Raw genomic sequence first — 15,811 nt, forward strand, 5'->3', positions numbered from 1 at the left:
ATCGCGCAAGGCAAGCGAAGCGCACCTGGGAAGAACCGGCCATCACGCCTCCTGTTCCGTCAGCCAGTGCAGCAACAGGTGATGCGCGACCGTCATTTCGCGGGGAAAGAGGAAGCGTGCGTCTGGACTGCCTTCGAAAGCGGTACGGACGCCGGCTGCGTCGATCCAGAAGGCATCCTCGATTTCGGTGGCATCAAGCTTCAGCCTTTTGTCGGGCACCTGGGCGATGCACGCGATCATCAGCGAAGAGGGGAAAGGCCAGGGCTGGCTCATCACATAGCGCACATCGGTCGCGACAACGCCCGCCTCCTCGAACAGTTCGCGGGCGACCGCGCCCTCGACGGTCTCGCCCGGCTCAATGAACCCGGCGAGCGCGGAATAGCGGCCCTGCGGCCAGCGATGCTGACGGCCGAGCAGGATCTCGCCCTCGCATTCCGCCAGCATGATCGTGACCGGATCGACGCGGGGAAAATGCTCCGCCCCGCACTGGCCGCAATGGCGTGACCAGCCCGCCTTTGCAGGCACGGTCGGCGTTCCGCATACAGCGCAAAAGCCATGGCGCGCATGCCAGTCGAGCAGGCTGCGCGCGCCGCCATAGAGCGCCAGCTCTTCCGCACGCAGCACGTCCGCCGCGTCCCAGACCCCCTGGCTCTGCGTCACGCCATGGGGAATGTCGGCGGACAGCTGAACGAACAGCGGCGCTTCCGCACCCTCCAGCCCGAGCAGCACATAATCGTCCATCCTCGCGCCCGCGGGCAGCGGTTCCCGCTCCAGCATGTCGCCCCACAGCACGGGATCCAGGCCACGAAGCACCAGTCGCGCGGCCTCGGGATGGGCGAAGGCGCGCGCGATCGCGGCGGGGTCGGTGCGCACATGGTCGGCGCGGTCGATACTGGGCGCGGCAAATCCGGGCAGCGACTGTCTCTTCATGCATTCTCCCGGAGGGCGAGGCGGGCAACCTTGGCGAACACGCCGGGCAACCCGGCATCGGCCAGCGATGCGAGCGGCCACCATTCTCCATCGCCGCCCGGCAGGCAATCACTTTGTTGCGCAACGCGCAGCCGCTCGACGGTCAGCGTCAACGCAAAGTGCGAAAACACATGCTCAACCGGACTGTTGAGCGCCTGCCACGGCCCCGCCAGCGGGGGCGGTGCGGTCTGTTGCCAACTGGTACGGCTGTCCCAGTCGGTGCCGGGTAGGCCGCGCATTCCGCCGAGCATCCGTTTGGCCGGGCGCTGCTCGATCCATACCTGGCCGTCATCGCGCTCCAGCCACCAGACTGTGCCGGTGCGGCGGGGTTTCTCCCCCTTGGCGGGCTTGACCGGATAGGCGGCGGGATCGCCCGATTGCGCCGCCCGGCAGTCACTTCGCAGCGGGCAGAGCAGGCATTGGGGATTGCGCGGCGTGCAGAGGCTTGAACCCAGATCCATCATCGCCTGCGCGAAGTCGCCCGCTCGTTCATTCGGGGTGATACTGTCCGCCGCCGTGCGGATCGCGGGACGCGCGGCGGGCAGCGGCGTGCCGATCGCGAACAGGCGCGCGACCACCCGCTCGACATTGGCGTCGACCACCACCGCGCGCTGGCCAAAGGCGATCGCCGCAATCGCCGCCGCCGTATACGCCCCGACGCCTGGCAGCGCGCGAAGGCCCGCTTCGCTATCGGGGAAGCGCCCGCGCTGCTCCCCCGCAACCACCCGCGCGCAGGCGAGCAGGTTGCGCGCCCGGGCGTAATAGCCCAGCCCCGCCCACGCCGCCATCACGTCGGCGTCAGCGGCATCCGCCAATGCATCCACCGTAGGCCAGCGCCGGGTGAACGTGTCAAAATAGGGGATGACCGCCGCCACGGTCGTTTGCTGGAGCATAATTTCCGACAGCCAGACACGATAGGGATCGGGCTGTTGCGTGCTTCCGGGACGAATGCGCCACGGCAGGGTGCGGGCATGCGCGTCATAATGCGCCAGCAACCTGTCGGCGATGGACGGCGCCGGGGGAGAAAGCGGTGGGGTGGGAGCAACAGGCAACGTTCGGCACTCGACGGGCATGCCCCCCTATGCCATGATGCGCGCCATGACGGAACCGGGCAAAATCGATGGCAAAAAGCCTGCGCGCAAGGGCACAAAAGCCGCGGGCGATGACGAACCGCGCCGCGTTAATGGGCCGCGCGCGATCGCCGACCTGATGCCGCGAATCGGCGACGCCGCGTTCCGTCGCTTCGGCTTCGTGCAGTCGAGCATTGTCACCCGCTGGGCGGAAATCGTGGGCGAGCGTACAGCGGCGATATCCGCCCCGGAGTCGATCCGCTTTCCGGCGGGCAAGAAGGCTGAAGGGACGCTGGCCCTGACGGTGATGGGTGGCCACGCGCCGATCGTCCAGCATATCGTCCCCGACATCATCGAGCGGGTGAACCGTTTTTTCGGCTATGCCGCTGTGACGCGCGTCGCCATCAAGCAGGGGGAGGTCGCCCGGCGGGAACCGGAGCGTCGCCCGCCGCCCGCCAATCTGCGTCCGATCCCGACCGAGCTGGGCGATTCGCTGCGCAGCATCGGCGATCCGGAACTGCGCGCCGTGCTGGAAGCCATGGCACAGGGACTTGCCAACAGCGCGCCCATCGGCAAGATCGGCTGAACCCTCCTCTCCCAGTCGCCGGACCTGTTCATCATGCCCTTCACCCGCGTTGTTCTCTCGTTGCTGGCCCTTATGCTTATGCAGGGAATGGCGCATGCTGCGCCGCCCCGGGACTGGACGCGGGCTGTCGCCTCTTCGCCCATCGGAGGGACGATTATGGGCAATCCCGCCGCTCCCACGAAGCTCGTCGAATATGTGAGCTATACCTGTCCGCATTGCGCGCACTTTGTGGCGGATGCGAGCGCACCGCTGCGCAGCGGCTGGATACGCGGCGGCAAGGCGAGCGTCGAGGTGCGCAATCTGGTGCGGGATCGCTACGACCTCACGGCCGCGCTGTTGGCGCGCTGCGGAGGCCCGGCGCGCTTTTTCGGTGACCACGAAGCGCTGTTCGCCGCGCAGCAGGCCTGGGTCGAAAAAATCATGGCCTATGAAAAGACGCCGTCCACCCTGCCCGACGATGCTCCGCGCGCGGCGGTGCTCGCCGACATTGCCGACAAGACGGGCTTGCTCGCGCTGATGGCAAAGCGCGGGATCGCTCCCGCCCGGTCGCGCCAGTGCCTCGCCGATCCCAAGGCGATGCAGGCGGTCCTCGCGATGACCAAGGAAGCGATCGAGGATGTGAAAGCCACCGGCACGCCGAGCTTCGTCATCAACGGCACACTGGTCGACGCGCACAACTGGGCCGACCTCGCGCCTTTGTTGCCCGCACCGCAGAAGTGATCTAGTACCGTTCCTGCCCGTACCGAGCCTATTTCCGGAGCCCGATTCCCGATGAAATCCCTTCGCCTTCTTGCCCTCGTCGTCACCGTCGCCCTCGCTGCCTGCGGTGGCAAGGATGCCGGCAACAGCGCCGCGCCCGCAAACGCCGCCAATCTTGCGGCGGTCCCGCCCCCGGCGGGCAAGCAGTGGGCCGACGTGGTTGCGGAAAGCCCGGAGCATGGCTTCGTCATGGGCAACCCCAGCGCCGCGGTCAAAGTGGCCGAATATGGCTCGTTCACCTGCCCGCACTGCCGCGATTTCGCGACCGAATCGGCCGCTGATGTGCAGGCGATGGTCAATACCGGCAAGATGAGCTTCGAATTCCGCAACTATGTTCGCGACCCGCTCGACATGACGATGGGCCTGCTCGCCCGCTGCGGCGGCGCGGAACCCTTCTTTCCGCTGATGGAGCAGCTGTTCCAGAATCAGGCGGCCGCGTTCGAGAAGTTGCAGGCGGGCGGCGATGGGCCGTATCAGGCGGCGATGGCGCTTCCGCCCGAGCAGCGCTTCTTCGCGCTGGCACAGGCGGCCGGACTCATCGATTTCGTCAAGCAGCGCGGCATATCGGAGGAAAAGGCGAAGCAGTGCCTGGGCGATACCAAGACCATCGAGCTGCTGGCGAAGGGCGTGCAGGACGCCAACACACAATACAACATCACCGGCACGCCGACCCTGCTCCTGAACGGCGCCGTTGTGCCGGAAACGGCCACATGGGACCTGATGAAGGCCAAGCTGAAGGAAGCTGGCCTCTGATCAGCGCAATCCTCCTTTCCAGCGAGGCGCGGGGGTAGCGCCGATGGAGATCCGGCGGCTCAAGCTTTCGGGATTCAAAAGCTTCGTCGATGCGACCGAGCTGCGGATCGAGGCTGGCCTGACCGGCGTCGTCGGCCCCAATGGCTGCGGCAAGTCGAATCTTCTCGAAGCGATCCGCTGGGTCATGGGAGAGGCAAGCGCCCGTTCCATGCGTGGCGGCGGCATGGAAGACGTGATCTTCGCGGGCACCGCCACCCGCCCGCGCCGCGACTTCGCAGAGGTTACCCTGCACGCCAGCGTCGCGCCCGGTGAGAGCATCCCTGCCATTGAGGTAGGCAGCGACGGAGAGCTGGAAATCGTCCGGCGGATCGAACGCGGCGCGGGCAGCGCCTATCGCGCCAACGGGCGCGACGTGCGCGCGAAGGATGTCGCCCTGACCTTCGCCGACGCCGCGACCGGCGCGCACAGCCCCGCGCTGGTGAGCCAGGGCAAGATCGCCGCCGTCATCGCCGCACGGCCGCAGGAACGCCGCGCGATGCTCGAGGAAGCCGCCGGGATCGCCGGGCTGCATGTCCGCCGCAAGGACGCCGAGCAGAAACTGCGCGCCGCCGAGGCCAATCTCGCGCGGCTCGACGAAATTCTCGCCGATATGGACAACCGCGCGGCATCCTTGCGGCGGCAGGCGAAAGCGGCGGAGCGCTACACCCGCCTGTCGGAAGCGATCCGCCTGGCCGAGGCGCGCGCGCTCTGGTCGCGCTGGCGCGAAGCGGCGACCGCAGCCGAGGCTGCCGTGGTCGAGGCGCGCCTCGCCGAGGAGGCCGTAAGCAAGGCGCAGGAGGCGCAGCTTGCCGCCGCTGCCTATGCGCGCACCGCGACGGATTCATTGGCCGAGGTGCGCGCCGCCGCCCAGCGTGCACGGGAGGGCGCGAACGAGGCCGGGCACCGGCTCGCTGCTCTGGAAGCGCAGCGGCAGGAGGCGGTTCGCCGCCTTGCCGACATCGACGCGCAGATGCTCCGGCTCGCCGAGGACCGGGAGCGGGAAGGCGCGCTCGCCAATGATGCCGCCGACGCCATCGCGCGGCTGACGGAGGAAATTGCGACGCTGAAAGACCGCGTCCGATCCGCCGAAGCTCTCGCGCCCGAGCGCGCGACGCGCATTTCCGCCGCACAAGAGGATGCCCGCGACACGGAACTGGACCTCGCCCGCGCGATGGCGCGACAGGCGGGCGAGCAGGCGGAGCTGCGCGTGGCGCAGGCGGCGCTCACCGCCGCGCAATCCCGGCTCGAACGGGCGCAACGGGATGTGACCCGGCTGGAGGCGGAGGCGACAAGCCTGCCCAACCCGGCACCGCTCGAAACGCAGCGGGAAGAGGGGCTCGCTTCCGCCGCGCAGGCCGAAGCCGAGCGCGAAGATGCCGAAAAAGCCCTGGCCGAAGCCGAGGCGATCCGCGCGCAGGCGACCGAGGCGCGATCGCACGCTGAATCCGAGCTGTCCGCGGCAAAGGCGGCGCTGGCCGCTCTGGATGCGGAGGCCAGCGCCCTTACCCGCGCGCTCGACCAGAAAGCGGGCGGGGCACGCCTGCTCGACACGATCAAGGCCGCGCCGGGCTATGAGCATGCGCTCGCCGCCGCGCTGGGCGATGATCTGGAGGCCGGACTGGACAGCGCCGCCGCGCGCCATTGGGCGGGGGCGGAGGCGCTTCCTGGTGATCCGGCTTTGCCCGACGGCGCGACGGCCTTAACCGATCATGTCACCGCACCCGCCGCGCTTGCCCGCCGCTTGGCGCAGGTTGCCGTGGTGGAGCGGGATGACGGGTCACTGCTTGCCGTGGGTCAGCGCCTCGTCACGCGCGATGGGCAGATGCGCCGGTGGGACGGCTATGTCGCGCGCGAAGGGGGAGCCGCCGCCGCGCAGCGTCTGATCCGGCAGAACCGCCTCGACGCAATCGCCGCGCAACGGCCTGAGGCTGCCGGAGCCGTGGAGGCCGCGCAGGACACATTGGCGCGCGTCACCGCTGCCGCCGCCGAAGCCAGCGCGGCCATCACCCAGCACCGCGCCACGCTCGCGCAGGCGGAACGCACCATCGCGGACGCCACGCGCCGGGCAGGCGACGCCGCCGCGCAGATCGAGCGCATTGCCGCCCGGCGGGAGGACAGCGCCGCCCGCCTCGCCCATGCGCGGGAAGATTTCGCCGCCAGTCTGGCCGAGCATGAAGCTGCGCAGCAAGCGCGCGCCAACATGCCCGACGGCACCGAGACCGCCGCGCTCGTCGCGACCCTCTCCGCCACCAGCGAAAAGGCGCATCAGGCGGTCAGCCAGTTGCAGGCCGACGCCGTGCTGGCCGAGCGTGCGCTGGCAAGCGACCGCGACCGCATCACCGCCGCCGAAGGCGAGATCAAGAGCTGGCGCGCCCGATCCGGCGAAGCCGTGCGACGCGTCGCGGACATGGCGGCGCGGCATGAGGCTATGCTGGTGGAGCAGCAGACGCTGCGGGATCGCCCCGCCGCGCTCGACGAGGACATCGCCGGGCTGCGCGAAGAAAGCGCCACCCTTGCCGCCGCTGCGCAGGCCGCGCAGGAAGAGGAGCGCGCCGCGGAAGGCGCGCTGCGTCAGGCGGAGGAGCGCCATCACCAGACCGGGGAGGCGCTCTCGCTCGCCCGCGAGGCGCGCGCCGGGGCCGCCGCCCGCGCCGAAAGCGCGCAGGCGCGCCGGGTCGAACTGGCGCAATCGTCGGGCGAGCGTTTCGAATGTCCGCCCGCCGTGCTGCCCGAGCGGCTGGGCTTTGCCAGCGCGGACGTCGGCAGCGCGCAGACCGAGCAGGCGGAGCTCGACCGGCTGACCGCCGAGCGCGAACGGATCGGCCCGGTCAACCTCGTCGCCGCGAGCGAACTCGCCGAGCTGGAAGGGCTGCAGGAAACCAGCCGCGCAGAAAGCGCCGAACTCACTCAGGCGATCCACCAGTTGCGCGGATCGATAGGCAGTTTGAACCGCGAGGGGCGCGCGCGGCTGCTTGCCGCGTTCGAGGCCGTCGACGGGCATTTCCGCCGCCTGTTCACCGCACTGTTCAACGGCGGGCAGGCGCGGCTGGAACTGATCGAGAGCGACGATCCGCTGGAGGCGGGCCTTGAGATCCTCGCCCAGCCGCCGGGCAAGAAGCTCTCGACCCTCACCCTGCTGTCCGGCGGAGAACAGGCGCTGACCGCGGTCGCGCTGATCTTCGGCCTGTTCCTCACCAACCCCGCGCCGATCTGCGTGCTGGACGAAGTTGACGCGCCGCTCGACGACGCCAATGTCGAGCGCTTCTGCGACCTCCTCGACCAGATGGTCCGCGACACCCGCACCCGCTACCTCATCGTCACCCACAACGCCGTCACCATGGCGCGCATGCACCGCCTGTTCGGCGTGACGATGGTGGAACAGGGCGTGAGCCGGCTGGTATCGGTGGACCTCGGCGCGGCGGAGGAACTGCTGGCGGCGGAGTGAGGTCCATACTCCCGTCACCGCAGCGCAGGCTGGGGTCTCAGGCCCGGAAGCGCGCCATTCGGCACAAGATGGCAGCCTGCGCTGGCATGACGGTTAGAGCATCAAGCCTAATCTTACCCGTTCATCCTGAGTAGCCATTGAGCTTGTCGAAATGGCGTATCGAAGGACGGCCCTTCGATACGGGCCTTCGCCGAGCTCAGTCCCTACTCAGGGCGAACGGAGGTGATTCAGATTGATGGTTCGATCCTCTGTTTCGCAAACCCCTCAGTAATGTCGCGCCGATGGCGCTGCACGCCAGATATACAAATCATCGTCCCGGTAAATAATTGCGCTGTCGTTCTGCCAGCGGTCAGAGCGGGGTCTGTCGCCCACGCGGATCGTTTGTGATCGAAAGCCGCATCGATATACCCGCGAAAAGTCTATTCCATACTGCAAGCGATCTGACCGGGTAGCAGGGGTACATCGAGCACCTTTCGTGACAATCCTAAAGATGTTCGCTACCGGACAGTCATTATCGGGGCCCAGGCCAGCGCAACTGTCATCAAAACGATCGAAGGTGAGCGCTCGGCCTATCTCTTTATGGGAGGGACCGTCGCTGACATCGATAGCGCCCTTGTTGAGGGCTGCCGAAGCGAGAATGGCCAACAGTGCCGACATCCCTACCGCTTCTTCACAAACTCCGCCCGCAGCACCAGGCCCTTGATCCCCTCGTAGCGGCAGTCGATTTCCTGGGGGTCGCCGGTCAGGCGAATGGACTTGATGAGGGTGCCGCGTTTCAGCGTCTGGCCCGCGCCCTTGACGGTCAGATCCTTGATGAGTGTCACCTGATCGCCATCGGCCAGCAGATTGCCGACCGCATCGCGCACTTCCACCGCGTCACCCGCCGCCATACTCGCGGCCACCTGCGACGCGGGCAGCCATTCGCCGCTCGCCTCGTCGAACACATAGTCTTCATCTTCGCCCATAGACGGGGCATGGACGAGCGGGGGACACCCGTCAACCGCGCAGCGCGATCCAGATCGCCAGCCCGACGAGCAGCAGCGCGAACCCCTGGCGGATGCGGGTTGCGCGGGCGGGATCGGACAGCCAGCCGTGCACCCGGTCCGCCATCAGGACGATCGCAAGGTGGACCGCGCTCGCCACAGCGACATAAACGAGCGTCAGCGTCAGGGCCTGCTGCAGAGGCGCAAGGCCAGGGTGGAAAAATTCGGGCAGCACCAGCGCGAAGAACAGCGCGGATTTGGGGTTCAGCAGGTTGAGCACCAGTCCGTGACTGAACGTGCGCACCAGATGCCGGGCGGTGTGTTCCTGCGCTGCCCTGCTCGCGGCCCGGCGTGGCCATGTGTCCCACGCGATCCACAGCATAGTGGCACAGCCCGCCCAGCGCAGGGGACCCAGCAGCATGGGCATTTCCGTCGTGAGCCGTGCCATCCCGAACAGCATGGCAAGCCCGAGACCGAGCAGGCCCACCGCCACTCCCAGCACCGCTACAAGCCCCGCCCGCCGTCCTTCCAGCGCACACAGCAGTGCCAGCCAGCCCATATTCGGACCCGGCGTCAGCTCGATGACCAGCACCGTCAGCAGGAACGCCGCGTCGACGGGGCCGGATCCGATCACCCGGCCATCAGCTTTCGTCCCCCATGCGCAGCGCGGCGATGAAGGCTTCCTGCGGAATGCTCACGCTGCCGTATTCGCGCATGCGCTTCTTGCCCTCTTTCTGCTTGTCGAGCAGCTTCTTCTTGCGGCTGATGTCGCCGCCATAGCATTTGGCGGTCACGTCCTTGCGCATCGCGGCGATGGTTTCGCGCGCGATCACCTTGCCGCCGATGGCCGCCTGAATGGGGATCTTGAACAGGTGGCGGGGGATCAGGTCCTTGAGGCGCTCGCACATGCCGCGCCCGCGCGTTTCGGCCGATCCGCGATGGACGATCATGGAAAGCGCGTCGACTGGCTCGCCATTGACCATGATGCTCATCTTGACGAGGTCGCCATCGCGATAGCCGATCTGGTGATAGTCGAAGCTCGCATAGCCGCGGCTGATGCTTTTCAGGCGATCATAGAAGTCGAACACCACTTCGTTGAGCGGCAGTTCATAGGTCACCTGCGCGCGGTTGGCGACATAGGTGAGGTTCTTCTGGATGCCGCGCCGATCCTGGCAGAGCTTGAGGATCGAGCCAAGATATTCGTCCGGGCAGTAGATCACCGCCTCGATCCATGGCTCCTCGATCGCGGCGATCTTGGTCGGGTCGGGCATGTCGGCGGGGTTGTGCAGTTCCATCTCGCCATTGCCGTGGGTGAGTTGCAGCTTGTACACCACCGACGGCGCGGTGGTGATGAGGTCGAGATCATATTCGCGGGTCAGCCGCTCCTGAATGATCTCCAGATGGAGAAGGCCGAGGAACCCGCAGCGGAATCCGAAACCCAGAGCGGCGCTCGACTCCATCTCGAAGCTGAAGCTTGCGTCGTTCAACCGCAGCTTGCTGATCGAATCGCGCAGCTTTTCGAAGTCGTTCGCGTCGACCGGGAAGAGGCCGCAGAACACCACCGGCTGCACTTCCTTGAAGCCCGGCAGCGGGGTGGCCGCGCCATTCTTGACCGTGGTGATCGTGTCACCCACGCGGGTCTGGCTGATGTCCTTGATCTGCGCGGTGATGAAGCCGATTTCGCCGGCCGCGATCTCGCTCAGCGTCTCGATCTTGGGGCGCATGCAACCGACCCGGTCGATCAGATGCTCGGTCCCGCCGATCATGAACTTGATCTGCTGGCCCTTCTTGATGACGCCGTTGACGACGCGCACGAGGATCACGACGCCGAGATAGGGGTCGTACCAGCTGTCGACCAGCATCGCTTCCAGTGGCGCGTCGCGGTCGCCCTTGGGCGCGGGGATCTTCTTGACGATGGCTTCGAGCACCTCGTCGATGCCGATACCGGACTTGGCGCTCGCCAGCACCGCTTCGGACGCGTCGAGGCCGATCACTTCCTCGATCTCCGCCTTCACCTTTTCCGGTTCGGCGGCGGGCAGGTCGATCTTGTTGATGACCGGCACGATTTCATGGTCATGCTCGATCGACTGATAGACGTTGGCGAGCGTCTGCGCCTCCACGCCCTGTGCGGCGTCGACCACCAGCAGCGCGCCCTCGCAGGCGGCAAGACTGCGGCTGACTTCATAGGCGAAGTCGACATGGCCCGGCGTGTCCATCAGGTTGAGCTCGTAGGTCAGGCCGTCGGACGCGGTGTAATCGAGCCGCACCGTCTGCGCCTTGATGGTGATGCCGCGTTCCTTCTCGATATCCATGTTGTCGAGCACCTGCGCGGTCATCTCGCGGTCGGTGAGGCCTCCGCAGCGCTGGATCAGCCGGTCGGCGAGCGTCGACTTGCCATGGTCGATATGGGCGATGATGGAAAAATTGCGGATACGCGAAAGATCGGTCATGGCGCGCGCGATAGCAGGGGAGCGGGATCGGTGCAAACCATCGCCGCTGCAGCACACTTGAACCCGGACGGCCTTGTGATAAGAGTCACTGCCATTCCGGGCACGCACGCATAAAGACGCGTCCAGATATTATTTTTACCTAATCCAGGGGGATTTCGATGCTGAAGATCGCGACTGCCGCATCCGCGCTGTCATTGTTGCTGGTTTCCGTGGCTCCGGCGCAGGCGGCGGACAAGGGGTCATCCGGCCATCAGGCGCAGGAGAAAAAGCAGATGGAAATCCCCGTCTGCACCAAGAAGCTGGGCACGGTCGCCATTGTCGAGCCGGACACGCAATGGTGGCGCGAGCTGAGCCTGGGCAGCCCCGAAGCGATCATCAAGCTGTTCGTACAGCAGTCCGGCTGCTTCGGCCTCGTCAACCGTGGCCGGTCGATGGCGAGCCGCAATCTGGAACGCGCGATGGCGGATTCGGGTGAGCTTCAGTCCGGATCGAACCTTGGCAAAGGTCAGGTGAAGGCCGCGGATTACTTCCTGCAGCCCGACATCGTGACCACTAACAACAACAGCGGCGGCAACGCCTTCGGCGGTATGCTGGGCGGCATGCTTGGTGGCCGTCTGGGCGGCGCGGTGCTCGGTGGCATCTCGATCAAGAAGAAGGAAGCGACCGTCACGCTCTCGATCGTCAACGCCCGCACGACCGAGGAAGAGGCGATGACGCAGGGCTATTTCCGCAAGTCGGACCTCAGCTTCGGCGGCGGTGGCGGCCTTGGCTGGATGGGCGGTCTCGCGGCGGCGGGTGGCGGCGGCTACCAGAACACGGACATCGGTCAGGTCATCGTCCTCGCCTATCTCGACGCCTATACGAAGCTTGTCTCGCAGCTTGGTGGCCTGCCCGCAAACGCGGCGGCAGCGGCGCCCAAGGCGAAGTAATTTTCGCACGGTATGGGAAAAACCCGCTCCTCACCGGGGGCGGGTTTTTTCGTGTCGGCCTGATCCTCGCTCGTTGAACCGAGCGTTCCCTCGGTCTCTATCGTCAAAGGGCGTCCACGAACGCTGACCGGACGAGACCGCCGGGCGTTGCGCCGGTCGGTACGTCGCCCCGATGGGTGAACGTTCCGCGCAACATCGTCGCGGTATATCCCACCGCCCGTTGCGTGATGCGTCGTCCGTCGGCGGGAAGGTCTCGCACGACTTCCGGCATCTGTGCGTCGATCCGATCCAGATCGATGATGTTCAGGTCCGCCCGCATGCCGGGCGCGATCAGGCCACGATCCATAAACCCGAAGAGTTCTGCGTTGCGCCGCGAAAGCATGTTGATCGCCTTGCCCAGTGGGATCTGGCCTTCGCCCTGCCGATCACGCACCCAATATCCCAGCAGAGTGGTGGGAAAGCCCGCGTCGCAAACAGAGCCGTAATGTGCGCCGCCGTCTCCCAGTCCGACGATCGCATTGGGGTCATGCAGCATTTCCGCGACATTTTCGAGGGTTTCCGAACCGACATTGCCGCCTGGCGCCAGGTACATGGTCGTCCCATCGCCGTCGAGAAGCCAATCGAGGGCAACCTCGAAGAGTGACACGTTGCGACGTTCCGCCTCGGCGCGGAGACTGCGGTCAGGCCCCAAGGTATAGCGCGGCGGATTGCCCAGCCGATAGCCCTCCAGCGCGATGCTGACATAGGCTGCGCCTTTCGCGCCCGCTGTGGTTGTATCGGGCTCTTCCGACAGAAGCTGTTTGCGTGTTTCGGGGCGGCGCAGGATGGCGACGCGCTCGTCGACGGGGAGATCTTTGATCCGCAGATAGGTCGGGTGATACATGAAGGGATGAACCGAGAGATCGAGGCCGATCAGCATCCCTATCGGGCGCGGGAAAATCTGAGGTCTGATTTGCGTTCCATGTTCCGCATTCACACGCGCTGACTCTTCCAGCGCATGAGTATAGATACCCGGCGCCCAGGCTGCATCGGTAAGCGAGAAGGTAACCGGGCCGCCGGACGTTTGCGCGATTTCGCGGAACAGCGCCAACTCGCGTGCGACGAATTGAGGTTGTCCTTCCACAGCGACTTGATGTTGGGCTGCGTGATCGATCATCTGCGGTATGATCTGAAACACGCCGCGCCCCGCCTCCTTGAGGCCGCGCGCGAGTGCCAGCAATTCGTCCCGGTCCGATTGGACGTGCGGAGCCATGTTGCCATCGGACCCGCGGTGCATCAGGTTGCGGGATGTAGAAACCCCGATAGCTCCCGCGCGAACGGCTTCGGCGACGATCGCGGTCATCTGCGCTAGGTCCTGCTCTGTCGCTTTCTCGCTGGCTTTCGCGCGCTCGCCCATGACATAAACGCGCAACGCAGCGTGCGGTAGATATGCCGCAACATCGGCATCGAAGGCGCGCGCGCCGATGAAATCGAGATAGTTGGGAAACGTCTCCCATTGCCATGGCATTCCTTCGGTCATGACGATTTCCGGAATGTCCTCGATACCTTCCATAAGCGTGACGAGGATATCGCGATGCTGCGGCTTGCACGGCGCAAAGCCGACCCCGCAGTTGCCCATTACGACCGTGGTGACCCCGTGATATGTGGAGGGCCTCAGCGAATGGCTCCACGTGACCTGAGCATCATAATGCGTGTGCGGATCGATGAAACCGGGGGTGACGAACTGGCCGGTCGCATCGACCTCCACCCGGCCCACGTCATCAATCTTGCCGACCACGCTTATCGTGTCACCCACGATGCCCACATCGGCACGATAAGGCTCTCCACCGGAGCCGTCGACTACGGTTCCCCCTCGAATAACGACGTCGAGTGCCTGGGTCATGTCAAATGCCTCTCGCAGCTTTCCTGCATAAGAACCCATGCAGCTCGCGCATAACGTCCCATGTTTGACGATGGCAGGCGTTGCGAATCCGATGTCACAGGGGCGTACACCCACAGGTCCATCAACCGAAAAGACGCTGAATATTAATGCTTATTTCGAATGATAGAATACGCACAATATATTGGACTCATCCCGGAAAGGCAGGCTTGATCGACAGGCCGACTGCGGATGCATGCATGCAACGCGGCGAATGGGACCGCCTGACAAAGGCGGCCCGATGAGGAGGCACATGGATGCGCGAAACAAGTGAACTGACACGGTTTTCCTGCCGTAACCTGCATCCCGCAATTGGTGCCGAAGTGCTTGGATTGGACTTGTCCGTACCGCTGGCGCCCGAAGTTGTGGCCGACTTGATCGCCCTGTGGGAAGACCGGTCGGTCCTTGTGTTCAGGGATCAGAAGCTGTCTCCGCAAGACCAGTTGCGTGTGACGGATTATTTCGGCCCGCCGTCCCAAAACGAGCACAAGAAGGATATCGGTGTCGATCTGCCCGAGCAGGAGACGCCCGGCATCGTGCTGATTTCCAATGTCCAGGTCGATGGCAAGCCGATCGGTTCGATCGGGGACGGCGAACTGTGGTTCCACTCGGACAACTGCTATTTGCCCAAGAGCGCCAAGGCGAGCCTGCTCTATGCGGTCGAGATCCCCCGCGCCGGGGGCGAGACGCGCTACGCCAGTGGCTACGCCGCGTATCAAGCGCTTTCGCCCGAGACCAAGGCCAAGCTCAATGGGGTGATGGCTGACTATGTTTTCGACTATAAAATCAACACTCAAACCCGACGCTTCAAGCCGGGTCCCGATGCATTTCACGCGGTCCATCCCGCGGTGGTGCTCCACCCCGGCACGGGGCGGCCCGCGCTGTTCGTCAACCGCCAGACGACGGAGCGTTTGATTGGCATGGACCCGGAGGAGAGCGAGGCATTGCTGCAGGAGCTGTTCGATTTTCAGGAAAGACCCGAGTTCGTCTATGACCACCAATGGCGGCCCGGCGACCTCGCGATCTGGGACAACCGCAGTTGCCTTCACGCACGCAAGGATTTCGATCCCGGCGAGCGCCGCACCATGCGCCGGACCACGGCCGGTGAGCAGAAACTCGAACCAGCCCTCGCCTGAGCGAGCCGTAGCTGACAGCACAAGACACGAGGCAATGGATGACATGGAGTAAGCGGAGCGTGACCGCCCGATCTGCCGATGTCTGAATTCTGATGTGGAGAGACAATATGGTGAGCGAGACAGTATCGAAGGGCAAGGGAGTGGAATTCTTCTCCGCCAAAAATCTGGATGCCGCTTCCCAGACCGCAACCAGCCTCAAAACGGAACGACTGGAAATCGGTTTCAAGGAGGGGGTCGACGAACAGCTTTTCATGGAAGGGAGCGTTTCGTTTGCGAAGCATATCAAGAATGTTGCATTCAGCTTCCCGGATAGCGGCCTCCATATCGGCATTTTGGAGCTGGAGCCTAATTTGCCGTCCCCCCTGCACAGCCATTCGGATGATTGCGCCTATTATGTGGAGAAGGGCTCTCTCATTATGGGCAACCGCGAAATCGGCGCGGGGGAGGGCTTTCTCACCCGGAAGGATCAGCCTTACGGCTTTGTCGTCGGTCCAAATGGCGCCAGGATCATTGAATTCACCACGCATCCCAGGGCGACCCTGATGGTCCATGATCGAAGAATCGCCGCCTGGAGAGAGCGCCTTGATCGAGCGGTGGAACGCCTCGACCACCCCTTGTCGGCGTGAGGCGATCGCCAGCGCGGGGCGTTCCCGGAAAAACTGACTGGGAGTTTCCTGGATGGTGGACTTCTGTGGCTGGTTTTATCGGCTGCATGTCCCGGGGGGAGTGTGCCTATGCCGGTTACGCTGAGGACGTCCAAGACCGAGGCCAGGG

General features: G+C 65.2%; 13 protein-coding genes. 7 read left to right on the forward strand and 6 right to left on the reverse strand.

Annotation, left to right across the window (positions count from 1 at the left end):
- Window positions 1-42: 42 nt before the first annotated feature.
- The gene (gene nudC / locus FHS92_RS09755) at window positions 43-930 is read right to left on the reverse strand and encodes an NAD(+) diphosphatase (RefSeq protein WP_184079926.1); all 888 of its coding nucleotides are present in this window, start codon (window positions 928-930) and stop codon (window positions 43-45) included.
- Window positions 927-2,042: an A/G-specific adenine glycosylase gene (mutY, locus tag FHS92_RS09760; RefSeq protein ID WP_184079928.1), complete on the reverse strand. Its 1,116-nt coding sequence runs from the start codon at window positions 2,040-2,042 to the stop codon at window positions 927-929. The genes nudC and mutY overlap by 4 nt, the downstream gene beginning before the upstream one ends.
- Window positions 2,043-2,055: 13 nt before the next feature.
- Between mutY and FHS92_RS09765 the strand changes: the two genes are divergently transcribed.
- Genes FHS92_RS09765 through smc form a run of 4 tightly spaced genes read left to right on the forward strand, consistent with a single transcriptional unit; the run spans window position 2,056 to window position 7,621 of the window.
- Window positions 2,056-2,625, forward strand: a complete 570-nt coding sequence (locus tag FHS92_RS09765; protein WP_425506242.1) for a DUF721 domain-containing protein — start codon at window positions 2,056-2,058, stop codon at window positions 2,623-2,625.
- 33 nt (window positions 2,626-2,658) lie between these two features.
- Window positions 2,659-3,345: a DsbA family protein gene (locus FHS92_RS09770; RefSeq protein ID WP_184079930.1), complete on the forward strand. Its 687-nt coding sequence runs from the start codon at window positions 2,659-2,661 to the stop codon at window positions 3,343-3,345.
- Window positions 3,346-3,396: 51 nt separating this feature from the next.
- Window positions 3,397-4,137 carry a DsbA family protein gene (locus FHS92_RS09775; protein WP_184079932.1) on the forward strand — a complete coding sequence of 247 codons (741 nt, stop codon included), beginning with the start codon at window positions 3,397-3,399 and terminating at the stop codon, window positions 4,135-4,137.
- Window positions 4,138-4,180: 43 nt separating this feature from the next.
- Complete coding sequence (gene smc / locus FHS92_RS09780; protein WP_184079940.1) at window positions 4,181-7,621, forward strand: chromosome segregation protein SMC; 3,441 nt, start codon at window positions 4,181-4,183, stop codon at window positions 7,619-7,621.
- Between the two features lie 659 nt (window positions 7,622-8,280).
- Here smc and FHS92_RS09785 read toward each other — a convergent pair.
- Genes FHS92_RS09785 through lepA form a run of 3 tightly spaced genes read right to left on the reverse strand, consistent with a single transcriptional unit; the run spans window position 8,281 to window position 11,054 of the window.
- The gene (locus FHS92_RS09785) at window positions 8,281-8,586 is read right to left on the reverse strand and encodes an alkylphosphonate utilization protein (protein WP_184079942.1); all 306 of its coding nucleotides are present in this window, start codon (window positions 8,584-8,586) and stop codon (window positions 8,281-8,283) included.
- Between the two features lie 31 nt (window positions 8,587-8,617).
- Window positions 8,618-9,238, reverse strand: a complete 621-nt coding sequence (locus FHS92_RS09790) for a LysE family translocator (protein WP_221230978.1) — start codon at window positions 9,236-9,238, stop codon at window positions 8,618-8,620.
- Between the two features lie 7 nt (window positions 9,239-9,245).
- On the reverse strand, window positions 9,246-11,054 hold the full coding sequence (gene lepA / locus FHS92_RS09795) for a translation elongation factor 4 (RefSeq protein WP_184079943.1): 1,809 nt from the start codon (window positions 11,052-11,054) through the stop codon (window positions 9,246-9,248).
- Between the two features lie 158 nt (window positions 11,055-11,212).
- On the opposite strand from lepA, the gene FHS92_RS09800 reads away from it, so the two are divergent.
- Window positions 11,213-11,983, forward strand: a complete 771-nt coding sequence (locus tag FHS92_RS09800; protein WP_184079944.1) for a CsgG/HfaB family protein — start codon at window positions 11,213-11,215, stop codon at window positions 11,981-11,983.
- A gap of 103 nt (window positions 11,984-12,086) precedes the next feature.
- Here FHS92_RS09800 and FHS92_RS09805 read toward each other — a convergent pair whose 3' ends face one another.
- Window positions 12,087-13,865: an N-acyl-D-amino-acid deacylase family protein gene (locus tag FHS92_RS09805; protein ID WP_184079945.1), complete on the reverse strand. Its 1,779-nt coding sequence runs from the start codon at window positions 13,863-13,865 to the stop codon at window positions 12,087-12,089.
- A gap of 293 nt (window positions 13,866-14,158) precedes the next feature.
- On the opposite strand from FHS92_RS09805, the gene FHS92_RS09810 reads away from it, so the two are divergent.
- Window positions 14,159-15,037 (forward strand): TauD/TfdA dioxygenase family protein, encoded by an 879-nt coding sequence (locus tag FHS92_RS09810; RefSeq protein ID WP_184079950.1) that lies wholly within the window; start codon window positions 14,159-14,161, stop codon window positions 15,035-15,037.
- A 107-nt stretch (window positions 15,038-15,144) separates the two neighbouring features.
- Window positions 15,145-15,663 carry a cupin domain-containing protein gene (locus tag FHS92_RS09815; protein WP_184079952.1) on the forward strand — a complete coding sequence of 173 codons (519 nt, stop codon included), beginning with the start codon at window positions 15,145-15,147 and terminating at the stop codon, window positions 15,661-15,663.
- The last annotated feature ends 148 nt before the right edge of the window (window positions 15,664-15,811 follow it).

The organism is Sphingobium subterraneum (assembly GCF_014199435.1).
In the GTDB taxonomy this organism is placed as follows: Bacteria; Pseudomonadota; Alphaproteobacteria; order Sphingomonadales; family Sphingomonadaceae; genus Sphingobium; species Sphingobium subterraneum.